21 protein-coding genes are annotated in these 26,086 nt (G+C 34.8%); 12 read left to right on the top strand and 9 right to left on the bottom strand.

Annotation, left to right across the window (positions count from 1 at the left end):
• Positions 1 to 3: 3 nt before the first annotated feature.
• The 7 genes from JST55_10980 to JST55_10950 form a co-directional block, all read right to left on the bottom strand.
• Entirely contained in the window at positions 4 to 888 is an 885-nt protein-coding gene (locus JST55_10980; GenBank protein MBS1494029.1) for a metallophosphoesterase, read from the bottom strand.
• A 12-nt stretch (positions 889 to 900) separates the two neighbouring features.
• Positions 901 to 1,908 (bottom strand): Gfo/Idh/MocA family oxidoreductase, encoded by a 1,008-nt coding sequence (locus JST55_10975; protein MBS1494028.1) that lies wholly within the window; start codon positions 1,906 to 1,908, stop codon positions 901 to 903.
• 21 nt (positions 1,909 to 1,929) lie between these two features.
• Positions 1,930 to 3,327, bottom strand: a complete 1,398-nt coding sequence (locus tag JST55_10970) for a cation-efflux pump (GenBank protein ID MBS1494027.1) — start codon at positions 3,325 to 3,327, stop codon at positions 1,930 to 1,932.
• A gap of 4 nt (positions 3,328 to 3,331) precedes the next feature.
• Entirely contained in the window at positions 3,332 to 4,273 is a 942-nt protein-coding gene (locus JST55_10965; protein ID MBS1494026.1) for an EamA family transporter, read from the bottom strand.
• A 321-nt stretch (positions 4,274 to 4,594) separates the two neighbouring features.
• Positions 4,595 to 5,653 carry a class I fructose-bisphosphate aldolase gene (locus JST55_10960; GenBank protein MBS1494025.1) on the bottom strand — a complete coding sequence of 353 codons (1,059 nt, stop codon included), beginning with the start codon at positions 5,651 to 5,653 and terminating at the stop codon, positions 4,595 to 4,597.
• A gap of 24 nt (positions 5,654 to 5,677) precedes the next feature.
• The gene (locus tag JST55_10955; protein MBS1494024.1) at positions 5,678 to 6,571 is read right to left on the bottom strand and encodes a hypothetical protein; all 894 of its coding nucleotides are present in this window, start codon (positions 6,569 to 6,571) and stop codon (positions 5,678 to 5,680) included.
• Between the two features lie 15 nt (positions 6,572 to 6,586).
• Entirely contained in the window at positions 6,587 to 6,790 is a 204-nt protein-coding gene (locus JST55_10950; GenBank protein ID MBS1494023.1) for a hypothetical protein, read from the bottom strand.
• Positions 6,791 to 7,239: 449 nt separating this feature from the next.
• Here JST55_10950 and JST55_10945 point away from each other — a divergent pair, with 449 nt between their 5' ends.
• The 6 genes from JST55_10945 (at position 7,240) to JST55_10920 (ending at position 18,365) form a co-directional block, all read left to right on the top strand.
• A complete protein-coding gene (locus JST55_10945) occupies positions 7,240 to 8,868 on the top strand; it encodes a T9SS type A sorting domain-containing protein (GenBank protein ID MBS1494022.1) in 1,629 nt (542 codons plus the stop codon).
• Between the two features lie 14 nt (positions 8,869 to 8,882).
• Positions 8,883 to 11,375 (top strand): T9SS type A sorting domain-containing protein, encoded by a 2,493-nt coding sequence (locus JST55_10940; GenBank protein ID MBS1494021.1) that lies wholly within the window; start codon positions 8,883 to 8,885, stop codon positions 11,373 to 11,375.
• Positions 11,376 to 11,460: 85 nt separating this feature from the next.
• Positions 11,461 to 13,122, top strand: coding sequence for a T9SS type A sorting domain-containing protein (locus tag JST55_10935; GenBank protein MBS1494020.1), 1,662 nt, complete (start codon positions 11,461 to 11,463; stop codon positions 13,120 to 13,122).
• Positions 13,123 to 13,140: 18 nt separating this feature from the next.
• Positions 13,141 to 14,799, top strand: coding sequence for a T9SS type A sorting domain-containing protein (locus tag JST55_10930; GenBank protein MBS1494019.1), 1,659 nt, complete (start codon positions 13,141 to 13,143; stop codon positions 14,797 to 14,799).
• 113 nt (positions 14,800 to 14,912) lie between these two features.
• Complete coding sequence (locus JST55_10925; GenBank protein MBS1494018.1) at positions 14,913 to 16,580, top strand: T9SS type A sorting domain-containing protein; 1,668 nt, start codon at positions 14,913 to 14,915, stop codon at positions 16,578 to 16,580.
• 126 nt (positions 16,581 to 16,706) lie between these two features.
• Positions 16,707 to 18,365 (top strand): T9SS type A sorting domain-containing protein, encoded by a 1,659-nt coding sequence (locus tag JST55_10920; protein ID MBS1494017.1) that lies wholly within the window; start codon positions 16,707 to 16,709, stop codon positions 18,363 to 18,365.
• A gap of 62 nt (positions 18,366 to 18,427) precedes the next feature.
• Here the strand turns inward: JST55_10920 and JST55_10915 are convergent, their stop codons facing one another.
• Positions 18,428 to 19,222, bottom strand: a complete 795-nt coding sequence (locus JST55_10915) for a hypothetical protein (GenBank protein MBS1494016.1) — start codon at positions 19,220 to 19,222, stop codon at positions 18,428 to 18,430.
• A gap of 141 nt (positions 19,223 to 19,363) precedes the next feature.
• Here JST55_10915 and JST55_10910 point away from each other — a divergent pair, with 141 nt between their 5' ends.
• From JST55_10910 to JST55_10885, 6 genes are all read left to right on the top strand, one after another.
• On the top strand, positions 19,364 to 19,999 hold the full coding sequence (locus JST55_10910) for a tetratricopeptide repeat protein (GenBank protein MBS1494015.1): 636 nt from the start codon (positions 19,364 to 19,366) through the stop codon (positions 19,997 to 19,999).
• A gap of 10 nt (positions 20,000 to 20,009) precedes the next feature.
• Positions 20,010 to 20,456 carry a GatB/YqeY domain-containing protein gene (locus tag JST55_10905; protein MBS1494014.1) on the top strand — a complete coding sequence of 149 codons (447 nt, stop codon included), beginning with the start codon at positions 20,010 to 20,012 and terminating at the stop codon, positions 20,454 to 20,456.
• A 58-nt stretch (positions 20,457 to 20,514) separates the two neighbouring features.
• Entirely contained in the window at positions 20,515 to 21,027 is a 513-nt protein-coding gene (locus tag JST55_10900; protein ID MBS1494013.1) for a CvpA family protein, read from the top strand.
• Positions 21,028 to 21,029: 2 nt separating this feature from the next.
• The gene (locus JST55_10895; GenBank protein ID MBS1494012.1) at positions 21,030 to 23,405 is read left to right on the top strand and encodes an endonuclease MutS2; all 2,376 of its coding nucleotides are present in this window, start codon (positions 21,030 to 21,032) and stop codon (positions 23,403 to 23,405) included.
• Between the two features lie 64 nt (positions 23,406 to 23,469).
• Positions 23,470 to 23,787: a hypothetical protein gene (locus JST55_10890; protein ID MBS1494011.1), complete on the top strand. Its 318-nt coding sequence runs from the start codon at positions 23,470 to 23,472 to the stop codon at positions 23,785 to 23,787.
• Positions 23,788 to 23,935: 148 nt separating this feature from the next.
• The gene (locus JST55_10885) at positions 23,936 to 25,297 is read left to right on the top strand and encodes a sigma-54-dependent Fis family transcriptional regulator (GenBank protein ID MBS1494010.1); all 1,362 of its coding nucleotides are present in this window, start codon (positions 23,936 to 23,938) and stop codon (positions 25,295 to 25,297) included.
• Between the two features lie 4 nt (positions 25,298 to 25,301).
• On the opposite strand, the gene rlmB is transcribed toward JST55_10885, so the two are convergent.
• Positions 25,302 to 26,045: a 23S rRNA (guanosine(2251)-2'-O)-methyltransferase RlmB gene (rlmB, locus tag JST55_10880; protein MBS1494009.1), complete on the bottom strand. Its 744-nt coding sequence runs from the start codon at positions 26,043 to 26,045 to the stop codon at positions 25,302 to 25,304.
• Positions 26,046 to 26,086 lie beyond the last annotated feature (41 nt).

Here is a 26,086-nt window from a genome sequence, read left to right as displayed (position 1 = left end):
TAATTATAAATTTATTAATTGCACATCGAAAGCGAGCTTCTTTTTATCCTTCGGAATTTTTATGATATGATATTTCCTAACCTTGTTTTGTGTGAAGGGAATCACACTTGCAGAACTGTTTACAAACAGACTTCCTTTTCGTGTGTATGAATCCGTTATGTGAGTATGTCCGTGAAGGACCATATCAATTTTAGCTTCTTTAAACAATTTGAACAATCTTTTTTTGTTGTGAAGCTTCATAGTTCTTCTTTCAACATATAGCCATAACGAATGAACTATATTGCTGGCAACTTCACTCGTTTTATTAAAGTGATGATGAATTAAAACAATTTTTAATTTATCTTTTATCTCATCTGATTTTAAAATCTTGGAAAGCTTCTTAAATTGCTCGTCATACACTGCTCCGTTTGAGCCGATTGGATTTCTTATCTTCGACCAGTGCGCATTTGAGTTTACTCCTATGACTGCAATCTTATCAAATAAAATTTTACAATAAGGAAACGGATTATGTTCATTATTTATTTCCGCTCCTTCAAATGCCGGCTTGAAAAACTCATAAAACTTTTTTACCTGCGCGTTATAATCGGTGTTCTGACATCGGGTAGGAAACATAAACACATCTTCAGCAGTCTGAGTGCCTCCGTAAATTTCGTGGTTACCGATTGTAACTGAAATTTTATTCGTATCCATCAATCCGAACTGATTAAGAATTTTTATCAGTGTTGTATAATCTTTATCTTCGCCGTTATCGATTAAATCTCCCGTAATAAATATATGGTCGCACTCTCTTCTCTTGATATCTTCAAGCAAAAGAGTTAACTGCCTCTTATATCCTTTAAGGTCAAGACTTTTAATGTGAAGGTCAGTTATGTGCGCGATTTTATACATGTGGATGGTACATCAGATTTTAAATTTTTGTGTTTCTTCAATTTGATTTACAATCATCTCTGCAACTCTTAACGCTTCCATTCCGTCTTCAAGTGTTACTTTCGGTTCTGATTTATTTTTTATCGAATCAATGAACGAGTTCAATTCAAACTTCAGCGGATTTATTTCTTCATGCTTCGGTTTCTCATAGTATATATCTAAGCTTTCACCGTTCTTTTCAATCTGTCCGACACTCATTGCAAATCCGCCCGAACCCTGCGGAGCGTCTTTAGTAAGTCTGAAAACTTCAGAAGTATTCTCTGCGAAATCAACTGAGATATATGCATTCTGCTGGAAGATTCTCATCTTGCGCATTTTCTTCTGCGAAATTCTGGAAGCAGTTACATTTGCAACACATCCGTTCTCAAATTCAATTCTGGCATTCGCAATATCAATTTTATCTGTGATGATTGCAACTCCGTTTGCAGAAATATTTTTTACTTTTGATTTTACTAAGTTCAGAATTATATCAATGTCATGTATCATTAAATCTTTTATTACCGATACATCTGTTCCTCTGGGATTGAACTGAGATAATCTGTGTGATTCAATAAACAAAGGAGTCAGATTATATTTTTCAATTGCAAGCAGAGCCGGATTGAATCTTTCAATATGTCCAATCTGAACAGTCAGTTTTTGCTTATTGAAAATTTCAAGCAGCTCATTCGCTTCTTCAATTGTATCCGTTATAGGTTTTTCTATGAAGCAGTGTATTCCTTTTGATAGCAGCTCTTTAGCAAGCTCATAATGAGCGCTTGTAGATGTAACAATTACACCGGCATTTATTTTTTCAATCAGCTCGCTTCTGTTCTCAAAAGCTGTAACTCCAAACTCTTCTGATATTTTTGATAAGTTCTCGGCATTTATATCATTTATTCCAATAATCTCTAAATCATCTCTTTCGCCTGCAAGCTCTTTCAGTAATTTTAAATGGACTTTGCCCAAGTGCCCGACGCCAAACAACCCTAATTTTATTTTCATAATAGTGTGAATGTTTTTCTTTTAATTGTTAATTGTATTTGGTTCCGCATGTATAATTACATTAGAAAGCTTCGGATATCTACTCTTTAATTCCGCTAATATTTTACTTTCTAGCAGAGTAACAATATCATGCACTTCATCCAGTGAATAATGATAATCGAATGTGCAGTTTAGTGACACTCTTATTTTTCCGTTTGTAATAATTACATTATAATCACCGCTTGATGTAACATCGTTGTTCAGACTTATGATTTTTTTAATTTCAATTATCATATCTTCTGACTTTCCTGTTATATCAGTCGTGTCATATAATATATTGCTCGGCTCATCTATATGAATTTTGACATTCGAAATAATCCCAATCTCTGATTTTATTTTTTCTTCCAGTTCAGTTATTCTGTCGTGAGCTTTTATTAAGTCATTTGTATCAGTAACTTCAACGTGAAGCTCGGAAAAAATCTCATTGCCGATTTTATGCGAAAAAATATCGTGACACTTCAAGCCGTAACCGTTCACTATCATTTTTATTTTATCGTTAATAGTTTCTTTATCTGTTTCAACTGGCTCTGAGTGGATTACAATATCGGCATTATCAATCAACTGATTCAGTCTTCTTTCAACTGCGTCCATTATATCATGCGCTTTTGAGAATGGAATAATTCTGCTGATAGTTATAACCATATCAATAAAAATCTTCGGTCCCGTGCTTCTTATCCGGAAATTTTTTATTCCTTCAACACCTTCAATTAATAAAGTCTCATATCTTATTTTCTCCGATAACCCGGGAGGCACTCTATCAAGTAATGAATCTATTGCCTTCTTAGACATCTTTAATCCGAGAATGATAATTATTATAGCAACAACAAATGCGCTGATTGCATCAGCTTTATCATATCCGAAAAAGCTGAATATCAATCCCACTATAACAATCATTGAACTTAAAATATCAGAGGAGAAATGCAGAGCATCGGCTTTTAATGCATTTGATTTTGTTTCATCGGCAATTCTGTTCAATGCTCGTGCTCGGAAAAAATCAATTCCGATTGATAAAAGTAATGCAGCAAATGTCCATGCTGTTATATTCAGCTCAGGGTGTTTGCCTAAAAATATTCTTTGAACAGCTTCATAAATAATAAACGAACTTGTACCGAATAAAAATAACACCTGAATGAGAGCAGAGATGTTCTCTGCTTTTTCGTGTCCGTAGTTATGGTCATCGTCTGCAGGTTTCGCTGCATATTTTACTGAGAAAATTGTAACAAGACATACGAATATATCGATGCCGGAATTCACTACTTCAGTAAGGATTGCCAAGCTTCCGCTGAAGTAAGCAGCAAGTATCTTTATCCCTGTAATAAATACCGCGGCAAAGAGAGAATTTAATGCAACTTTAACTTTTATTTTAGATGTTTCTTCCAATGTTTTATAAATTTGTCACCTCTACCTGATCTTTTGGTGGTTCATTGTTTTGTTTCTTCGTATTTTTTTGCTGCATAGTCATTAACTGCGTTAGGAAAACTCCTATGAAGGTTACTACTGCGCCAATCATAAAAAAATAAGATAAACTTTCCTTTAATAAAATCCAGGAAAATATGAGTGTAAAAATAGGAGCCATATTTGTAAGCGTAGTAAGCGTGCTTGTATGAATAAACTTTGTTGTATAAGAATATAAAAAGTAACTTGCAAAGGCAACGATTATTGCAAGATGAAAATATCCCAGCCAGCCGAAGAAATTAACTTCAGAAAAATTTATGTTATGCATATCCCAGAGAAAAATGGGAATGTACATAACGCTTCCCACTGAAAACGAAACCGTCTGTGCTTTTAAAGAACCGTATTTTACTATTAACGTTTTGCTGAACGCAAGATACATCGCAAATGATAGCACTGCAAAAAATAAAAGTATGTCTCCGATTAAAATATCGTGTCCGTCTTTGTGTACATTCATTATGTTCTCATAAAATATCAGAAATATACCGACTATAGTTAAAGAAATAGTAAATATCTTCTTCGCCTGAAATTTTTCATGCTTCAGAAATATTGAACAAATGTAAACTATCATTGGAGTGCAGGAGTACAAAACTCCCGAGTGCGAAGCTGCCGATAATTTTATGCCGACTAAAAAAACAATCTGATTAAAGGGGATTACTAAAAATCCAGTAAAGAGAAATTTTAAGTAGTCCTCTTTTTCTATTTTTAAATTAACTTTTCTGTGAGCGCACACAAGAAGCAGCAATGCAGTTGCTAAACCGAATCTTAAGAATGCTAATGAAAGGGGAGATATCTGCGCAACTGTGTATTTGGCGGCTATCGGAGTAAATGCCGCTGCAAATGTGAGGAATGCTACGAGAAGAATTTTTTTCATTAAGGATTATCGTGCTACGATGCAGAACAACTCCGTCCCAAACCCCTGTTTGGGACGGGAAATAACTTATTACATTAACTTATATTCTTATGCAATCCCAAACAGTCCGCCGCGGCGGATTGAGATTGAGAATAGAAATTGTTACAATTTAAAAAGGGGCTTTCGCCCCTTGATAATCTGAAAGACTTAAGCTTTCTTTTTTGCTAAAGAAGCCTTCACAGCTGCTTTAACTTTTGCTTTTGTTTTTCTGTGCTTTTTTAAAGCAACTTTTTTTGGTTTGTTCATTTTTTTGTTTTGTTATTTATAATATAAAAAATATTTTTAAGCTATTGTTACTTCTTTTTCAAGATATACATCCTGAATTGCATTTAGCAATGCAGCACCATCTTTCATTGGGCGCTGGAATGCTTTTCTTCCGGATATAAGTCCCATACCGCCTGCGCGTTTATTGATAACGGCAGTTTTTACTGCTTCTGCTAAATCAGATTCTCCTGATGAAGCGCCGCCTGAATTAATTAATCCCGCCCTGCCCATGTAGCAGTTTGCGATTTGGTATCTTGTTAAGTCAATCGGATTATCTGTTGTCAGCTTTGAATAAACATCTTTATGTGTCTTTCCGAATTTCAATGCATTGTATCCGCCGTTGTTCTCAGGTAATTTTTGTTTAATGATATCTGCCTGAATTGTAACACCTAAATGATTTGCCTGTCCTGTTAAATCAGCCGATACATGATAATCTTTATCGCCTTTAACATTGAATGCAGAATTTCTTAAGTAACACCAAAGGATGGTTACCATTCCGAGCTCGTGTGCATAAGCAAACGCTTCGCTGACTTCCTGTATCTGTCTTGTAGATTCATCTGAACCGAAATAAATTGTTGCGCCAACTGCTGCTGCGCCCATATCAAATGCCTGGTCAATATCGCCGTACATTATCTGGTCATATTTATTAGGATAACTTAAAATTTCGTTGTGATTAATTTTTACTATGAAAGGAATTTTATGTGCATATTTTCTTGCGCATGAGCCAAGCACTCCGAATGTAGATGCAACTGCGTTACATCCGCCTTCGATGGCAAGTTTAATTATATTTTCAGGATCAAAGTAAATCGGATTCGGAGCAAAAGAAGCGCCTGCTGAGTGTTCAATTCCCTGATCAACAGGAAGAATTGAAACGTAGCCTGTGCCTGCAAGTCTGCCTGTGTTATAAATCGATGCCATGTTTCTTAATACATTCGGGCTTCTGTCGCTGTCTTTCCATACTCTGTCAATAAAATCGTTTCCGGGCAAATGAATATCGTTCTTTGAAATTGTTTTGCATTCATGGGTTAAAAGAGCTTCGTTTTCTTTGCCCAAAAGTTCTTTAATTTTATTAATCATATTATTAAAAAGTTAATTAAAGGGTTAATTTAAATTTTTTACTAAATTAAATATTAATTCAAGCTCAATTTTTTCTCCGTTCACCTGAAACTCTTTAGAAGGTTCAAGCGCAGCGCTGCGAATAAATGCCAGCCCTAAGTTATCTGAAACGCTTGAGATGAATCCAACATCTTTACCATCGGAAAAAATTTTGTCGCCTTTGTTTATTGATTGTACTGTTTTAACTCTTACCATCTGCTTGGGAATTTTTCCCTGCGCATCTAAGCGGGCAATAACTTCCTGCCCAATGTAACATCCCTTTGTATAGGAAATATATTTTTCAAGTCCGCATTCCTTCGGATTGATTAAATCGTTAAATTCGTTTTCACCTTCTGCTATTCCCAGTGAAATCCTTAAATTTTCGTACTCACTGTCTGTAATTGCTACGGCATCAGAATATTTTTGACTGATGTTTGTCACTTCAATTCCGTCTGTAAGATAAATCACTTTTTCAAATCCGAAATCATCTGCGAATAAAAATTCTTTGTCAGAAAGTTTAAAAAAATTATCACTAGAAAGATTTACATTTTCAGCTGCGTTCACTTTGTTGACTACGTCATCACCCCAGAGCATTACAAGTTTCTGGTCCTCGCCGCTTTTTTCTATTTCAACATCATCCATGATAATATATTTATCAAGATGAGTTTTTATTCTGTCTTCGTAATTTTCGGTCGTGATTAAAATAGAGTAGTCGTCAAAATTAAGAATTGTTATCAGGTCAATTATTCTTCCTTTATCGGAAGTCAGTACGGTTTTTTTATAGTGGTAGGGTTCAACTACGGTCAGGTCGTTCGTGGACATTCTGTTCAGAAAATCAATTCTATCTTTACCTTTCAGGAGAAGTACGCCGCAGTTTTTTTGATATAGATTTAAACTCAAATTGTGTTTACAGTATTAAAAGATTTTAATGCCAATAAGATAAAAACTTATTCCGAGAAGAATGATGCTTAAAAATCCCAGTCCCGATAAAATTAATAATCGCACAAGATTTTTTTTATAGCTTAGAGCCGAAGTATCAGGCAGCAAATTTTCCTGCAGCTGAACTTCTATATGCTCTTTGTTTTCTTCGGGATTAGTATTTATTTTATTTTCTTCCAAAATTCAAAATAGCCATAATTAAACACAATTTAAATCCATAAATTATTTGCCTATTAGTAGGTATAGGTAAGTAATGTTTGAGTCGAAAATATTATATTAGTATATTGTATCTGTGTTCTATTATAATTCTGCTAAAGCAAAATGTTACTTTTTTGCGACGAAAGAAATTGTCAAGAAAAAATCTTTTTGGAATTTAAAATTCATCATTAAAGAAAATTTGAAAATTATCGGTATTGAAAAAACAATACAGGTACAGGAAAATCCGTCAAAAATCCGTCATTTCAAAAAAAATGAAAAAAGTAAATTTTATTTCTGATGAAAAAATTTAAAAACAATACTTTCTTAAAATTGATTTATTCGGAGTTTACCTTCAATTTTTAAATATATTCATATATTATTAATTGCTTTAACAGTATTTTTTGTATATTTTATAGTAATAGGTTAGCGTTATGAAAAAAATTCTCTTTACCCTTTTATTTTTACCCTCGATTTTACTTTCCGGTAGTTTTCCTCAGACTTCAATTATAAAAGTTCAGGCATATTTAAAATCTAACAGTTTTTCAACTTCAATCTGGAACACAGGAATCTTCAATCAGAATGTTAATTTTGAAAATTCCCCTTCACTTCAGTGGCATGATAATTCTGGAAAATTTTTAGGTCTTTCTGCAGGTTTATGCATCGGAGCTTACTTTAATGGTGAGCTAAGATTGGCAAATGCTACATACAAAGGAGAATTTTCACCTGGTTATATTATTAACAGCTCTGTTCCTTATGCAAAAACATCCGAATCATTTCATTTATATAAAGTTTCCAAAGGAGATAACGCCTCTAATAACCCTGATTATATGTACTGGTATCTAATGACTGAACTTGGAGCTCCTTATAATGATGTGAACAATAACGGAATCTATGATATAGGAATAGATTCACCCGGAGTAAAAAATGCTGCACAAACAATTTTCGTTTGTCTTACCGATGGTTTTTTAGCGAACCACTCAATTTCGGAAGGATTTTCAGGAGGAACTGCGCCTCTGTTTGCCGATATTCATTTAACAGCCTGGGTTTATGATATTCCCGGTTATGAAGATATTCAATTTATAAAATACGTTGTTTTAAATAAGAGTTTAGTTGAATGGAAGAAGACGTATTTTTCAATGTTTATGAATCCGCAGATAGGAGATTCACTTGATGATTACGTCGGATGCGATACAATAAGGAGACTGGGTTACGCATACAATAAAGATAACAATGACGGAACAGGACAGGGAAATAGTTATGGAGCTGCTCCTCCTGCAGTTGGTATAAAGTTATTGGATCAAAATGATGGACTGTCTATGACATCTTTCCATTATGTAATTCCTGAACAAATTGAACCAAGTCCGCCATGTGAAGAATTTCCGTATACACCATTAGAAGCTTATAATTTAATGCGCGGATATAAAAAAGATAATACTCCCTGGCTTGACCCCACAGCATCTCCGCCGAAAGCAACAAAGTTTACTTTTCCCGGCGACCCTGAAACCGGCAGCGGATGGACGGAATATACCGGTGTTATAGACAATTGCTTTGGCTCAACTTCAGGTCAAGTTACGCCTAATTATTCAAACAGACGAACATTTTTAATGAGCTCAGGCTCTGATAGTTATAGTGTACCATGCCCGTCATATATTCAGTTTCAATACGCACAATTAGTAGCACGCGGTACAGATAATAAAAACTCAGTTACAAAGTTAAAACTGCTCGCTGATAAAGCTCAGAATTTTTATGAGCATGGATTTATAATAGGCATTACTCCTGTCTCCACAGAAATCCCTGATAAATTTTCTTTATTCCAAAACTATCCCAATCCCTTTAATCCCTCAACTAAAATCAAATTCGAAATTGCCAAAAGCGATTTTGTGAATTTGACCGTATTCGATTTAAGCGGTAAAATTGTAGAGGAGCTTGTAAATGAAAAATTAAATGAAGGCGTTTACGAAGTGAACTTCACTGCAAAAAATATTTCTTCGGGAATATACTTTTACCGGTTGAGTACAGATAACTTTACACAAACAAACCGGATGATTTTAGTAAAATAGTAAATTTATAAATAATGAAAACAAATAAGTACTTATTAGTTGTTTTATTTTTACTGGTATTGAATGAACTTTATGCACAGCCTTATTATGACTGGTATCAGCTTAATATTCCGACCAATAATAATTTGCTTTTTGCAAAACAAATTGCCGATGGCAGCGAATTTATTTTAGGAAAAAACGGAACCATTCTATACAAATCTTTTAATACAGCGCTGTGGGTTTCTCAGAATTCAACTACAACTTCCGATCTGAACTCTTTCGCTGTGAATGCTACAACAACATTATGGATATGCGGCAATAATGGAGTAATACTTAAATCTACGAATATAGGAACTAACTGGATAGCGGTGAATTCAACTACTACTTCCAACCTTAAAACAATTCTCCGAATTAATAATGTTACTATTGCTGCGTTAGGAGTAAATGGAGCTTATGTTCAATCTAGTGATGCAGGTGTAACGTGGAGCGTGAAACCAAACTTTACTAACCAGACACTTAATTGTTCAGCTACAGGGGGTGCAGTATATTATGTCTGTGGAAATGCAGGTGTGATTTTTAAAACCACAGATTTTGGTTCTACTTGGAATAATGTTTCAATTGGTTCCACTAATTTAAATTCAATTAATTTTTATGATTCAAACACAGGGTGGATAACAGGAGATAATGGATTAATTGCTTTAACAACAAATGGCGGAAGTTCATGGGTTCAGCAAAATTCAAATGTTACTACCAAATTAAATTCGGTCAGTATAAGTTCATTTCCATCAGCATTTATATCAGGCAATGGAGGTCTTGTGTTAAAAACATCTAACATGGGAACAAACTGGATAACTCAGAATTCTTTTACATCTCAAAATCTGAATGCTGTTGCGTTCTCTGCGGAAATCGGTTATGCATGCGGTGATAACGGAACTGCATTCGTCAGACGAATAGATACTACTTATACATTTAATACGTCACTGACCTATAATAATTTTGCAGAATATTTTAATGACAGACTTGTAATAAATAAAAATTCAAGCATTAATGGCAGAGGTTTGGAATGGCCAAGAGGTGCCGGAAGGTTTCTTTCTGATGCATTCGGTTTAAACATTACGGCCAAAGTAAACGGAGTGTTGAGGACTGCTACTACTTTTCAGAAAAGCGAATTTGCTCCCGGTTACGTACAGAACGGAAATTATACATTCGATAGCAGATTCAGAATTTACAAGGTTAAAGAAAATGATTTACCTTCCAGTTACAATTGGCAGAAATGGGGGGAAGCAGTGCCTTTTGGAGCTCCCTATGTCGATATAAATCAGAATGGAATCTATGAACCTTTAATTGATAAACCCGGTGTAAAAGATGCGGGCGAAACTAATTTCATTTGCGTTACAGATGCTTCAGATACTGCTCATCATTTATCAAATGGATATGGGGCGGGTACATTACCATTAGGTGCTGAAATTCACTTTACTATTTGGGCTGCTCATTTTATCCAGGATACAGCAACTCTACATTTTGTAGATGATGCTGTTTTTATGAAGTATGAGATTTTTAATAAAAGTAATACTCCCTGGACGGGTGCATATTTTTCATTTTTAAATGACGGGTATCTTGGGAATGAAACGGATGATTACATCGGAAGTGATTCCGTCAGAAAAATAGCTTATTATTATAATTCGACTAATACAGACGGGACGGGAGCTCCGGGTGAGTATGGAGCCGCGCCTCCTGCTTATGGAATCGCAATGTATAAAGGAGCTTTTTTAAATTCCAATCCTACTGTTGATTTGGGTATGACTTCGATGGGATATTTTTACGGAACTACCGGCTGCACATCAGATAATATGACTTCAGATGAATTGTATAATATGGCTAAAGGTTTTAAAAAAGACGGAACACCATGGATAAATATTCTAAATAATCAGCCTACAAAATTTAATTATACCGGTGACCCTCAAACAGGTATAGGATGGACCGAATTTAATGGAAGAGTTCTTAATTGCGGTGGAAGTACTACCGGGCCTACCGAAGTTCCTTCAACTCCTTCTCAAAGAAATATTATCTTTTCTACCGGTTCGGATAATCTTACAATGAATCCGGGTGATAAACAGGTTATTGTGTTAATGCAGGCGGTTCAAAGAGGAAGTTATAATAAAAACTCCGTTACTAAACTGAAGGACTTCGTACAGACTGTAAAAGATATGTACTACATTCCAAGATTTTCTGTGAATCTTCAGACTATAAATACATTTACTCCGGAAAAATTTTCATTGTATCAGAATTTTCCAAATCCTTTTAACCCCGATACACAAATAAAATTTGATATCAGTAAGACGGGATTTGTTTCACTTATTGTATTTGATATTAACGGTAAAGAACTTAATAATTTGGTTAACCAAAATCTGGCTGAAGGAACTTATTCCTATAAATACGATGCTTCAGGTCTTCCGAGCGGAGTTTATTTTTATCAAATAAAAACTTCTTCATTCACACAAACAAAGAAAATGATTTTACTGAAATAATATTTTCAATTAAAATAAAAAGTTCGGCTCATAATTACTTTTAGAAGTAACCTGAGTATATTTAGAAACATAAATATTCATAAAAATGAAGACTCTATTAATTTTTTTCTTCTGCATCATTTTTACAATTTCATCATTTTCAAAACCCAATGATGAAATTCAACAACTACCATATACCGTAATTAAAGCACAGTCAAATTCAAACAGTAATAATGTTTCGACCTGGATATGGAATACGGGTGTATTTAATCAGGACCTGCGCACAAATAATACACCGGGATTTGAATGGCCCAAGAACTCCGGAAAATTTGCTATTTTTTCAACCGGATTATCTATGGGGGCATATGTTAACGGAGGCTTGAGATTGGCAAGTGTTTCTTATAATGGAGAGTATGGTCCGGGATATGTTCTCAACGGAGTCTTTACTACCAATTCAACATTCAAACTATATCGGGTAAATCGCGGTGATAATAACAATACAAATCCTGATTATGCTAACTGGGGATTAATGGTTCCATTTGGCGCGCCTTATGAAGATGTTAATAACAACGGAGTGTTTGATCCTGCAACAGATAAACCGGGAGTAAAAAATTCTGCTCAAACAATTTTTGTATGTCTTACCGACGCAGATGCAACTAATCATACTACTGCAGAAGGATTCAGTGGAGGTACGGCCCCTTTATTTTCTGAAATGCACTTTACAACATGGTCGTATGACAATGTTGCAGGACTTGAAGATGTTCAGTTTCTTAAAATGGAAGTTGTAAATAAAAACAGTTCACCATGGACAAGAACGCAGTTCGGAATAGTAGCTGATCCTGATTTAGGTTCTGCAAGTGATGATTATGTTGGATGTGATTTAGCGAGAAATTTAGGCTTTTGCTATAACGCTGATAATCTTGATGGTGATGGAACAGGACACTCTTATGGTGCAAATCCTCCCGCTGTAGGAATTGATATGCTTAAAGGTGCAGTGAACAGAAGCGTTACACCAAATACGGATTTATATATGACTTCGTTTATTAGTTTCTTTGGAACAGGGTCAGGAGGAATAATATGTGAAACAGATCCATCCACTGCACCAATTGCTTCATATAACTATTTAAAAGGAACTAAAAGAGATTCAACTCCATATATAAATCCTCTGACAATGCTTAGAACAAAATATTGTTATCCCGGTGACCTTGAATCAGGGAATGAATGGACAGAATTCGTAGGGAAAATTAATAATTGTGGCGGTGATACAACCGGACCAATCGTTACTTCTGTTCCTTTTGATAGAAGATTTGTTATGAGTTCGGGGGCAGAAAATCTCACAATTGTCCCCGGTGAAAAGCAGACATTTGTATTTGCTCAGCTGATTGCAAGAGGCGCAAATAATAGAAATTCTGTTACAAAACTCAAACAACTAAGTGATATGGTACAACTGTATTATAATGCTAACTTCAGTGTGAGTGTAAATACTGTTTCAAACCAGGTTCCGGATAAATTTTCTTTATTCCAAAACTATCCCAATCCCTTTAATCCCTCAACTAAAATCAAATTCGAAATTGCTAAAAGCGATTTTGTGAATTTGACCGTATTCGATTTAAGCGGTAAAGTTGTAGAGCAGCTTGTAAATGAAAAATTAAATGAAGGCGTTTACGAGGTGAATTACACTGCAAAAAATATTTCTTCGGGAATATACTTTTACCGGTTGAGTTCAGATAACTTTACACAAACAAACCGAATGATTTTACTAAAATAAATTCTGATTATATCTCATATGAAAAAAGTTCTTCTAATTATTTTTCTAATATTTTTATTTAAGAATTTAAAATCTGAAATTCATTCACCGTATTTACTTTTTCCTTTTTCAATTCCTATTACACAGGCATCTTTAAATGGTAGTAATATGTCAACATGGATATGGAATACAGGAGTATTTAATCAGGATGCCCGGACTTTAAATACTCCGGGATTTGAATGGCCAAAAGGAAGCGGGAAATTTGCAATCTACAGTTCCGGCTTAAGTATTGGAACATATATTAATGATTCTCTTAGGTTGGCATCTATATCCTATAATGGAGAATATGCCCCGGGGTATATAAATAATCACGCAGGCATTACAAATTCACTTTTTAAACTATATAAAATATCCAGAGGCGATAACAGTTCAAATAATCCTGATTATGCCAATTGGGGATTAATGGTTCCATATGGAGCCCCGTTCGTGGACGTTAACAACAATAATGTCTTTGATCCAGATGTGGATAAACCAGGTATGAGAAACGCTTCCCAAACTATATTTATTTGTCTGACTGATGCCTTTCCTGAAAACCATAATATAGCAGAAGGTTTTAGCGGAGGAACTCTACCGATATTTTCTGAAATGCACCTGACAGCCTGGTGTTATGATACTGATACGTCTTTACATAAAGCTCAATTTTTAAAATTTGCTGTAATCAATAAAAATGTTTCCTCATGGACTAAAACCTATTTTGGAATAGTATGCGACCCTGACTTAGGAGATAAAACTGATGATTATATTGGATGCGATTCGGTTCGAAGTTTTGGATACTGTTACAATTCAGATAATCAGGATGGAACCGGAGCAGGAATAACTTATGGTCTTTCTCCCCCTGCAGTAGGTGTAGATTTATTAAAAGGTGCAGTGGATAAATCAGGACCAACCCCTGTGGATTTAAAAATGACTTCCTTTACTTATTTTACAAAACCAAGTGAAGGTGGGATATCATGCGAACAAGATCCCCAGCTGCCAATTGAAGCATACAATTATCTTAGAGGACTGAAAAAGGATAGTACGAGATGGGTAAATGCCCGGACAGGAAATCTTACAAAGTATTGCTATAACGGTGACCCTGAAATTGGGGGCGGTTGGACTGAGTTTATGGGAGTAATAAAAAATTGCGGAGGCACTACTACAGGGAATATAAATGGTAGTAATCCTGGCGATAGAAGATTTGTAATTGGTTCAGGTTCTTCTAATTTAACTGTTTCTCCGGGTGATACTCAGACTTTTATCATATCACAGTTTGCAATAAGAAAATCAAATAATAAGAACTCTGTTACCTGGCTGAAAAATTTAGATGATGAAATACAAAATATTTACAACTCAAATTTTTCTGTAAACGTAAGAAGTATTTCATCTTCAATCCCCGAAAATTTTTCTTTATTCCAAAACTATCCCAATCCCTTTAATCCCTCAACTAAAATCAAATTCGAAATTGCTAAAAGCGATTTTGTAAATTTAACTGTATTCGATTTAAGCGGTAAAGTTGTAGAGCAGCTTGTAAATGAAAAATTAAATGAAGGCGTTTACGAAGTGAACTTTACTTCAAAAAATATTTCTTCGGGAATATACTTTTATCGTTTAAGTTCATCGAACTTTTCACAAACAAATCGCATGATTTTAGTTAAATAGAAATGCCACATAAATACATGTATTCTCAGTAAAATATTTTTCAGAATTTTGCGAAAAATAGTCTTTGCTCCGTTTCCCTTTTTGTTCTAAATTGTAGTAAATAAAATTTAGCAATGAAAAAATTAATTATAGTATTTTGTGTTTTATTTTTACTTCAGTTCAATGAAGCGCATCTAGAGCCTTTATTACTGGATTCTATAACACCTTACTTTATTATAAGGACTCAGTCAGGTCTGAATGCAAATAATATTTCAACATGGGTTTGGAATTCAGGGGTTTTCAATCAGGATTTGAGAACCACTAATACTTCGGGATTTCAATGGCCAAAAGGTTCCGGCAAATTTGCAATTTATACTGCAGGGTTAACTATCGGCGCATATATAAATAATAATTTGAGATTGGCTGCTATATCTTATAACGGTGAATATGGACCCGGCTATATAGTAAGTGGAGTTGCACTAGAAGACTCAACATTTAAAGTATATAAAGTAAACAAAGGAGATAACTCCTCAAACAATTCCGATTATGCAAATTGGGGACGTATGGTTCCTTACGGCGCCCCATATCTTGATGTCAATAATAACGGAGTTTATGATGCAGGAATTGATAAACCTGGAGTACAAAATGCCGCACAAACAATATTCGAATGTATTACAGACGGGTTCCCTGACCTGCATTCAACTTCAGAAGGATTTTACGGGGGAACTTTGCCGTTGTATTCTGAAATGCACTTAACCGCGTGGTGTTATGATAATATAAACGGATTGAGTGATGTACAATTTCTCAAAATGGAAATATTAAATAAAAGCGATTATAATTGGGAGAAAACTTATTTCGGTATAGTTTGCGACCCTGATTTAGGTGATAGTCATGATGACTTTACCGGCTGCGATTCAAATAGAAACCTTGGATACTGTTATAATGCTGATAATATGGACGGTAATGGAATTGGTGCAACATATGGAGCAAATCCTCCTGCTGTAGGATATGATTTTCTTAGAAGCGCAGTAAATAAACATGTCTTTCCAAATGTTGAATTAAGGATGTCGTCTTTTCATTTTTATCAAAAAGAAAGTCAACCAAGTCCGCCATGTGAAAATGAAATTTTAAATAGTCCTGTTGAATCTTATAATTATTTAACGGGGGCAAAAAAAGATTTAACACCTTTTATCAATCCTTTAACAATGCATTCTACAAAATTTGTATATTCAGGTGACCCGGAAACAGATGAAGGATGGACACAGCATAAAGGAAAAATAAATAATTGTGGCGGAGCCTTGTCAGGACCATTTGATACAGCATACGCTGGCGAAATAAGATTTGTTATGAGCTCCGGTGCGGATAACTTAACAATATTTCCCAATGAAAAACAAACTTTTGTAATTGCTCAAATGATTGCAAGAGGGACAAGTAATTTAAACTCAGTAACAAAACTAAAACAGCTTGATGATTACGTTCAGACGGTTTACGATAATAATTTTGCTATAGGTATAAGACCGATATCAAATGATGTCCCTGATAAATTCTCTTTATTCCAAAACTATCCCAATCCCTTTAATCCCTCAACTAAAATCAAATTCGAAATTGCTAAAAGCGATTTTGTGAATTTGACTGTATTTGATTTAAGCGGTAAAGTTGTAGAGCAGCTTGTAAATGAAAAATTAAATGAAGGCATTTACGAAGTGAACTTCACTGCAAAAAATATTTCTTCGGGAATATACTTTTACCGGTTGAGTACAGATAACTTTACACAAACAAACCGGATGATTTTAGTAAAGTAATTTTTCTTCATAAGATATTGTTTTGTATGCATTTACACGAGGGTAAAAAATGAAAAAAATGTCTTTGCCCTGAACTAATAAATAAAGTAACTTGTAATAGATTTAACAAATTAAACTTTAAATGCTATGAAGACACTGTTTATTTTCTTCTTTTGCGTTTTCCTTGCAGGTTCATCCTCAGCAAGACCTAAGGAAAATTTTACACCAAACCCTTTTACAGTAATAAAGACTCAAGTAATTACAAACAGTAATAATATCTCCACCTGGATTTGGAACACAGGAGTCTTTGACCAGGACTTACGTACCAGTAATACTCCCGGTTTTGAGTGGCCCAAAGGTTCCGGTAAATTTGCACTCTTTACAGCAGGTTTATCCTTAGGCGCTTATGTTGATGGAGGCCTTCGTTTGGCTTCTGTATCATATAATGGAGAGTACGCCCCGGGTTACGTATTGAACGGAGTATTTACAACCAATGCAACTTTCAAGCTTTATAAAGTCAGCAGAGGCGATAATGCTTTAAATAATCCTGATTACGCAAACTGGGGACTGATGGTCCCGTATGGCGCTCCTTACGATGATGTTAATAATAATGGAGTATATGATGCCGGTGTAGATAAACCCGGTGTAAAAAGCGCTGCACAAACAATTTTTGTTTGTTTAACAGATGCAGACCCTTCAAATCACTCAGCATCAGAAGGCTTCAGCGGTGGTACAACTCCAATGCTTTCAGAGATGCACCTGACTTCATGGAGCTATGACAACGTAGCTACATTGATGGACGTGCAGTTTATGAAAATGCAGGTCATTAATAAGAACAGTTCGCTTTGGGATAGCACCTATTTCGGAATTGTAGCAGACCCGGATCTTGGTTACGCTCCGGACGATTACATTGGCTGCGATATTACACGTAACTTAGGTTATTGTTATAATTCAACAAATCAGGACGGAACAGGAGCCCCGGGCCAGTATGGAGCAAATCCTCCTGCAGTAGGTATTAAATTATTGAAAGGTGCAAGAAATGGTTCTACAGCTGATATTGGTATGACATCTTTTGACTATTTCTCAAACACCAGTTCCGGCGGTCCTGTTTGCGAACAGGATCCCAGCAGCGGACCAATTCAGGCATATAATTACCTGAGAGGATTAAAAAAAGATGGAACTCCATGGTTGAATCCGACATTAGTTCCTCCATCACCAACAAAGTTTTGTTATCCCGGAGATCCGGAATCAAACGTCGGCTGGACTGAATATACAGGTATGATTAAAAATTGCGGCGGAGTTACTTCCGGACAAGTAGAGGCAAGTGCACCGGGTGACAGAAGATTAATAATTTCATCAGGCGCATCTAACTTAAAAGTAAATCCGTTAGATACACAGACATTTGTAGTAGCTCAAATGATTGCAAGAGGTACTAACAATAAAAATTCAGTAACACTTTTAAAAGCAATGGCAACAAATGTACAGGCAGCTTACAATACAAGTTTTGTAATCGGGATAAATTCAATTTCAACTGAAGTACCTGAGAAATTCAGCTTATATCAAAATTATCCTAATCCGTTTAATCCATCTACTAAGATAAACTTTGATATTACTAAATCAGGTTTTACTTCACTAAGTATTTTTGATGTTACAGGAAAAGAAGTTGCTAAGCTTGTAAATCAGAATCTTAATGCAGGAAGCTATGAATTTGAGTTTAATGCTGCAAATTTACCTAGCGGAGTTTATTTTTATAAACTTGAAAACCTGGGTTCAACTGAAGTTAAGAAAATGTCACTTATAAAGTAATTTTTTGAATCCACTTTCAAGAAAATACTCCTTTCGTATAGGGGCGTCAACGAGGCGCCCCTTTATTTTTTGTCCCTTATGTTTTGAATGCCTCTATCAATAAAATCAAAAGCATCAAGAGCTTTGTACTGTGAAAGCTTACTTCTTTTTATTCCGGATTTAAGTTTATAGAATGTGCCTTCCTTAAAATATTTATCCATAATGTCGTCGTTTTCTGTCATACTGTTCTCAAGTTCAACTAATAATACCCAGTAAGTTTCCTGTTCACCGGAAGTGTTCGATTTTGTATCGGCGCATCCGCAGCCGATTGAAACTGCTCCGCGGCTGAGCAAAGTTGTATTATGTCCGGGGCTGCCTTCCCACGCATTGAGAACATCTCTCCACGTGTAACCAAGGCTTCCGGAAAAAAGATTTTCGGCAAGCATAGTAAAGACAGGTTCTTCATTGGCATAAAATAACCTATTCATTGAAGGAATCCATCCGTCTTTAATAGCACGCATTGTTGGTCCTTCTCCGTTAATGATATGGTCCCATATTGGATATGTACCCTTAGCAAATTTTTCCGCTGTTAAATTTGCAGAAGTAATAAGGTCTTTGTTTATTGGTAACTTTAAGATTCCTCTTTGTTCTTCATTTACGCCGCCTAATGTAAACTCAAATTGGGTAACATTAGAGTTCCAGTTTTTGCTGTCTGACCTGTATTCATTTATTGCTTTGAGGAGGTCTTCAATTGCCTGCTTAGAGCATCCTGTTGTTCTGTTTGTACCGCTTGAAATGAGTTCCTGTGCATTTATGTGATTTGTGAACAGTAAAATTACTGTGAGAAGAGAAGCTGAAAAGAAGTTTTTAATATTCATAGTTTTATTAACATTTGGAAATCCATAAACGTTTATTTTAACCTTTAATTAAAGATAAAGATACCTAAAAATTCTCATTTAAAAACATAATATTATTCACTATATTTATTGTTTACCAAATTTTAAATTTAAAAGATTACAATGTCAGATAATCCATTTGCAGTCGTAAGCGATTATTATAACAGGAATAAAAACCAGGTAATGATTATTGCAGGAGCAATAGTTATTATAGTTGTTGGTATAATTTTATTCACGTCTAAACGAGCATCACAGAACGAAGACGCAGCTGTAGCTATCGGAAAAATTAAAGCTGTATATGAAGGCGGAAATTTCCAGGCAGCTATTAACGGAGATTCACTTGGCAATAAAGGTTTATTATTTATTGTTAATGAATACGGCTCATCTGAAAACGGTCAACTTGCAAAGCTTATGCTGGCTAATTCATATTATGCATTAAGAGATTTTCAGAATGCTTTAAAATATTATGATGACTTTGGAGGGAGCAATAAGCTTTCAAAAGTCGCAGCTATATCAGGTATTGCAAGTGTAAAGGAAGCACAGAATGATTACATTGGCGCAGGAAAAGAATTTGAACGCGCAGCAAATTATGATAAAGAAAATCCTTTCAGAGATGAATATTTATTCTACGCAGGAAGAGATTTTGCAATGGGTAAAGATAATGCATCAGCAAAAAGAGTTTTTGACCAGCTGAAAAATGATTTCCCAAAATCAAAATACATTGCACAGTCACAAAGATATAATTATAACGTAGATTAAATTATCGGACATGAGTTTAAAAGAAAAAATTAACGAAGATTTAAAGAATGCAATGCTTGCAGGTCCAAGTATAAGACTGGACACTATCCGTTCTATCCGCGCTGAAATTCTGAAAATGGATAAGTCAGGCATGAACAGGGAAATGACTCCGGAAGAGGAAATTGCTCTTCTCACCAAACAAGCAAAGCAAAGAAAAGAATCGATAGAGATGTTTGCCGCAGCAGGACGACAAGACTTAGTTGATAAGGAACAAGGACAACTTGATATTTTAATGGAGTATCTTCCAAAGCCGCTTTCAAAAGAAGAAGCTGAAGAAATTATAAATAAAATTATTGCAGATACAGGTGCATCGACACAAAAAGATTTTGGAAAAGTAATGGGCGCAGCCTCTAAAGAATTAAAAGGAAAGATTGACGGAAAAATAATTCAGGAAATAGTTAAATCGAAGTTAAGTTGATAGATAAGAAAATTTAATTTTTTACTTATAAATCCGCTTAATGCGGATTTTTTTTTATATGAATAAACTTGATATTTTAATAGTAGTTCTCATTGCAATCCCTGCGTTGATAGGGCTTTCAAAAGGATTTTTACGAAAGGTGTTTTCATTGGTCTCGCTTATTTTGGGTTTGTACCTTGCAACAAAGTTCAACACTGAGCTAACCACATTTATAATGAAGTTTTCGGGAATGTCGCTGAAAACATCCAACATACTATCATTCGTGGTAATTATAATGGGTATTTATACTCTGGGGATTTATATCGCGAAGAAAATTTCAAATATAAATTCTTTAACTAAGTCAGTCGATAAAACATTGGGACTTTTTATAGGAATAATACAGGGGATGATAATTGCAAGTTTATGTGTTATTGCAGTAAATAATTTTGACCTGGTGAACAAAGAAACCATAAACAATTCCAAGCTGTATGTTTTTGTGAATGACTTTGCTCCGAGAACTTTTAATACAATAGCTTCATTTTTGCCAAACTATAAATCTTTTTACGAAGAGATAAAATCACTCACTAAGTAGATATGAACGAAAATATATACTCATTACTTGAGTTTGAAAAAATATTAAACAGAATTCAATCTTACGTCTATTCCGGTCTCGGACATCAACTGACTGAAGAGATTTCATTTTTTACAGATAAAAATTTACTCCAGCTTGAACTTGACAAGACATCAGAGATGAAAGACATTCTTACACGTGAAGAGTATCTTCAGCTTGACGGTTTGCAGGATATAAGAAAAACCCTTTCAAAGCTAAATGTTGAAGGAAGCTATATTCCCTCAACTGAATTTTTAGGTATACTTACTTTTTTAAGAATTTCCAGATTAACAAAAGGATATTTTTCACGGCTGAATATCGGAAGTGAGTATGATTATAAACTTATTCCTAAAATTACTTCCAATTTATTCTCCGATAAAATCCTCGAGAGTAATATCGATTCTACAATTGATGAAACGGGAACTGTAAGAGAAACTGCTTCCGCAGAGCTTAAGAGAATAAGAATTACAATCAGGAAAAAAACAGAAAGCTTAAGAAAATCTTTAGAGAAAATTTTAAAGGATATTTCAGATAAAGATTATTCACAGGATGATATTATTACTCAGCGTGACGGACGATTTGTTGTACCGGTAAAAGTTGAGAATAAAAGGAAAGTCCCTGGACTAATTCATAGTTCATCCAATACAGGGCAAACGGTATTTATCGAACCTGCTGCTACAATCGAACTGAACAATGATATCACTGAACTTCAGTACGAAGAGAAAAGGGAGATTGAAAGAATACTTGCGGAACTTGCAAAAAAAGTCAGAGTGCATGTGACTGAATTAAAATCAAACTGCGAAATTATGGCAGAGATTGATTTTCTTCAGGCGAAAGCAAAGTATGGAATTGAGATACTTGCAGAGAAACCTTTACTGAGCGATGAAAAGTATGAAATAAAGCAGGGATATCATCCTGTGCTAATGCAAAATCATAAACGCGATGAAGTAGTTCCGCTAAATTTTAAAATCGGGAAAGAATTTAATTCTATTATTATATCCGGTCCGAATGCAGGTGGTAAAACAGTGTCGCTTAAGACTGTCGGATTGCTTGCGTTGATGGTTCAGTCAGGGATTCTTGTCCCTGTTTATTACGAAAGTAAGTTCAGAGTTTTAAACCAGATTTTTGTAAGCATCGGTGATCAGCAGTCACTTGAAAATGATTTAAGTACATTCAGTTCTCACATTGCTTATCTGAAGAAAATTCTTGATGAAGCTGATGATAAATCATTGGTGCTTATCGATGAAATTTGTTCAGGCACTGACCCTGTTCTCGGCAGTGCATTATCTTGCTCAATTATTCAAAATCTTTCGGATAGAAATTCATTATCAGTTGTTACGACACATAATTCTGAATTGAAAGCATTTGCATATAATCATGCCAAGATTGAAAATGCTTCGCTAGAATTTAATAACGAAACGCTCTCACCGAATTTCAAATTTAATATCGGGATTCCGGGGCAGAGCTTTACATTTGAGATAGCAGAGAAATATGATTTCCCGAATGAAGTTATCACTGAAGCAAAATCATATCTGACTGACAGTGAAAACAAACTTGAAGATCTGTTAAAAGAGCTAAATGAAAACAAACAGAAATATTCTGAACTAAAAGATGAATATAACAGAGAAGCTACACGATTAAAAGGCTTGAATTCTCTGTATGAAACCAAAGTCAGTCAGCTAAAAGCAAACGAGAAGGAGATATTAAAGAAAGCGAAAGAAGAAGCCAAAGATGTTCTTCAGAATGCAAATAAGCTGATTGAAAATACTATAAGAGAAATAAGAGAGAAGCAGAATTTTTCAGCGAAAGAAATAAAGGAATCGTTCCAGTCACAAGTTGAGAAAATTACTGAAATAAAAAAAGAAGATGCTGAAAAAGAATTAGTGGAAGAGATGTCTGAAGCCGAAAAGAAAAGTGTAAAGGTCGGTGACTTTGTGAAAATATCCGGTACAAACTCCATGGGTGAGCTTATGGAAATAAAAGATGACCATGTTTCAATTAATATGAATGGCTTGCTGGTAAAATCAAAACTTTCCGAGATTGAAAAAGTAAAAAGAGCAGAAGCAAAAAAAGAACATGCAAAGACTTCGACAATAGAAATTAATGAAGGACCTGTTGAAAGAAGTTTAGACCTGCGGGGCAAATACACAGAAGAAATTTATGATATGATTGATAAGTTCTTAAATAAATCAATCAACAACGGATTAAAGAGTGTGGAGATTATTCACGGAAAGGGAACAGGTAAGCTCAGAACAGAAGTTCAGAAATATCTGAAATCAAATCCGGTGGTATTATCTCACAGACTTGGCAATTGGAATGAAGGCGATACGGGAGTAACAATAGTGGAGTTATCAAAGTAAGAGAACTTTCACAAGAATATATCGTTTAATATATTAGAGGCTCCAATCCTAAACGGAGAAAAATATGAACGATAATGCTATAAGCTTGAAAGGAAGATTCCTCTATTTGAAAGGCACGAGTGACATGCCAGTAGGCGGAAACACTTTTATCTTAGATCTGAACAGAATAATCTATATAAAGAATGATACAAAAATTATTGATAACCGTGAATTTTTCCTTATAGAATTCTTTTACGATTTTCGCGGTCTGTCAGGTTCTACTTCAAACGTAGATAAATTATTTGAACTGGTATTTTTTGAAAAAAGTAAAAGAGATATCTATTTCGAAAAAATTGTTACGCTTTTGACTGCAATGGATGTTTTGCTGCACCCTGCATTCTGATTCTGTTATTAATATTGTTTTAATCCATATTCTCCGGAAGCAAACTGGAGAGTATGGAATTCTATGCTCTTTATACTCCATAATATACAAAAAAATATACAAATCCTATCTGACTTTTTATTTCAATCATTCTTGTTAAATTTGCACTATGAGCAAAATTTTAATAGTAGACGACGAGCGAAGCATTGTTGACAGTATCTCTATGATATTAAGTCAGGACAGCTATGAAATTGACAGCGCGAACGATGGGGTAACTGCAGTCAACAAAGTAAAATCCAACATATACGACCTCATCTTGCTTGATATAAAGATGCCTAAGATGGACGGACTGGAAGCACTTGAAAAAATAAAAGAGATTGATAAAGATGCAGTTGTGATTATGATTTCCGGTCACGGCACAATTGAAACAGCGGTCGAAGCAACTAAAAAAGGCGCATATAATTTCCTTCAGAAACCTCTTCCTGACTTATATGAGTTTAAGCTTATAATAAAAAATGCCGTTGATTATAAGATGTCGCTAGATGAACTAAAGTCATATAAATCAAAAGCTCTCGAAGAAAGTAAAATTATCGGTTCGAGCGAAAAGATAAAAGAAGTAAACAGTCTCATTGATAAATATTCTAAGGTGAACTCTCATGTATTGATTTGCGGAGAGAGCGGGACGGGCAAAGAGTTAGTTGCCAGACAGATTCATTACCGTTCATCAAGAGCGGATAATAAATTTATTGAACTTAACAGTGCAAATCTTACCGAAGAGAATATTGAATTAAAACTTTTCGGAGGACTAGATGACAACAACGTTATCAAAGGTTCGCTTGAACTTGCCGAGGGCGGAACGGTTTTCATAGATGAAATAAGTAACTTATCTATGGATTTACAATCCAAGCTGCTGAAGGTGATTGAAGACAATGTTATAACCCGTGAAGGAAGCAATATTTCGATAAAGCTTGATGTTAGATTTATTTTTTCTACGAATAAAGATTTAATGCCTGAGGTTGAAGCAAAACATTTCAGAGAAGATCTGTATCACAGAATAAATGTACTTCAGATAAATTTACCTTCACTTCGTGAACATTCAGAAGATGTAAAAGAACTTGTTGAGTATTTTGCGAAAACAATCTGCACTCAAAATGGATTACCTGTGAAGAAATTTTCCGATAAGGCATTGGAGCTGTTAACAACATTCCGTTATCCCGGAAACGTAAGAGAGTTAAAAAATTTAGTTGAGAGGTTGATTATTACCAGTGACAGAAAAGTTATTGATGAAGATGATATTGATTTACCTGCTAACAGGGAGCTGAAACTTTACAATGAATTGCTGAATAAAGATATGTCTCTGAACGATTTTCAGAATGAATCGGAGAGATTATTTATTGAAAAGATGCTTCATGATTACAAATACAATGTAAGCCACACCGCAGAGGCATTGCAAATACAAAGAAGCCATTTGTATAAACTTATGGCAAAGTATGATATACCTTTGCCGTCAAAGACTAAACAAGATTTATAATAAGTTATAAGTTCTGCCTCAATATCTCATAAAAAATAATCCCTGCAGATACAGAAACATTCAATGAATCTGTTTTTCCGCTCATAGGAATCGTTACTAAAAAATCACAATTATCTCTAACAGTTTTTCTCATGCCTGTGCCTTCACTTCCGAGAACAATTCCAACTTTGCCTTTGAAATCCGCTTCATGAATAAATTTATCACCTGCTAAATCTGCGCCCGCTATCCAGTATCCGTTATCTTTCAAAAATCTCATTGAATTATTCAGGTTACCTTCCATTGCAATATCAATCATCTTTGCAGTTCCGGAAGATGTTTTCATTACGGTGTGGTTTACCTCAGCTGAGTTATGTTTCGGAATTACAATTGCATCAACTCCCAAGCAGACAGCAGAACGGATTATCGCTCCGAAATTATGCGGGTCAGTTATTTCATCAAGAATTGCAATTACACTTCGGGGCTTATCCTTACATTTATTTACTATTGAACGCAGCTCTGTATATTCGTAATCTTTAATGAATGCAATTATTCCCTGGTCAATGCCTTCAGCTTTATTTTTTTTATCAAAATAAACTTTGAACTGATGGTCATTCATAAAATGAACAGGGATTTGTAAATCCTCTGCCATTTTAACAATTTCTTTTGAACGTTTATCCGGGTCTATTTTTTTTAGAACGAGAATTTTATTTATGTCCTTCGGGTTATTCTTGAGAATTTCGAAGATTGGGTTTTTTCCTATAACTAGCATGCAACAATTTACCGAATTAGTAAGATAAATTCGTTCCTCTA

The organism is Bacteroidota bacterium (assembly GCA_018266835.1).
Lineage (GTDB): Bacteria > Bacteroidota > Ignavibacteria > Tepidaquicellales > Tepidaquicellaceae > JAFDZO01.
This window is presented reverse-complemented; position numbering and strand designations above follow the sequence as displayed.

Excerpts from the sequence above, each read along its gene's own strand:
- JST55_10920 (MBS1494017.1), top strand. The coding sequence starts at position 16,707 with ATGAAGACACTGTTTATTTTCTTCTTTTGCGTTTTCCTTGCAGGTTCA.
- JST55_10925 (MBS1494018.1), top strand. The coding sequence starts at position 14,913 with ATGAAAAAATTAATTATAGTATTTTGTGTTTTATTTTTACTTCAGTTC.
- JST55_10890 (MBS1494011.1), top strand. The coding sequence starts at position 23,470 with ATGAACGATAATGCTATAAGCTTGAAAGGAAGATTCCTCTATTTGAAA.
- JST55_10965 (MBS1494026.1), bottom strand. The coding sequence starts at position 4,273 with ATGAAAAAAATTCTTCTCGTAGCATTCCTCACATTTGCAGCGGCATTT.
- JST55_10910 (MBS1494015.1), top strand. The coding sequence starts at position 19,364 with ATGTCAGATAATCCATTTGCAGTCGTAAGCGATTATTATAACAGGAAT.
- JST55_10930 (MBS1494019.1), top strand. The coding sequence starts at position 13,141 with ATGAAAAAAGTTCTTCTAATTATTTTTCTAATATTTTTATTTAAGAAT.
- JST55_10915 (MBS1494016.1), bottom strand. The coding sequence starts at position 19,222 with ATGAATATTAAAAACTTCTTTTCAGCTTCTCTTCTCACAGTAATTTTA.
- JST55_10940 (MBS1494021.1), top strand. The coding sequence starts at position 8,883 with ATGAAAACAAATAAGTACTTATTAGTTGTTTTATTTTTACTGGTATTG.
- JST55_10960 (MBS1494025.1), bottom strand. The coding sequence starts at position 5,653 with ATGATTAATAAAATTAAAGAACTTTTGGGCAAAGAAAACGAAGCTCTT.
- rlmB (MBS1494009.1), bottom strand. The coding sequence starts at position 26,045 with ATGCTAGTTATAGGAAAAAACCCAATCTTCGAAATTCTCAAGAATAAC.
- JST55_10975 (MBS1494028.1), bottom strand. The coding sequence starts at position 1,908 with ATGAAAATAAAATTAGGGTTGTTTGGCGTCGGGCACTTGGGCAAAGTC.
- JST55_10895 (MBS1494012.1), top strand. The coding sequence starts at position 21,030 with ATGAACGAAAATATATACTCATTACTTGAGTTTGAAAAAATATTAAAC.
- JST55_10935 (MBS1494020.1), top strand. The coding sequence starts at position 11,461 with ATGAAGACTCTATTAATTTTTTTCTTCTGCATCATTTTTACAATTTCA.
- JST55_10980 (MBS1494029.1), bottom strand. The coding sequence starts at position 888 with ATGTATAAAATCGCGCACATAACTGACCTTCACATTAAAAGTCTTGAC.
- JST55_10945 (MBS1494022.1), top strand. The coding sequence starts at position 7,240 with ATGAAAAAAATTCTCTTTACCCTTTTATTTTTACCCTCGATTTTACTT.
- JST55_10900 (MBS1494013.1), top strand. The coding sequence starts at position 20,515 with ATGAATAAACTTGATATTTTAATAGTAGTTCTCATTGCAATCCCTGCG.
- JST55_10885 (MBS1494010.1), top strand. The coding sequence starts at position 23,936 with ATGAGCAAAATTTTAATAGTAGACGACGAGCGAAGCATTGTTGACAGT.
- JST55_10905 (MBS1494014.1), top strand. The coding sequence starts at position 20,010 with ATGAGTTTAAAAGAAAAAATTAACGAAGATTTAAAGAATGCAATGCTT.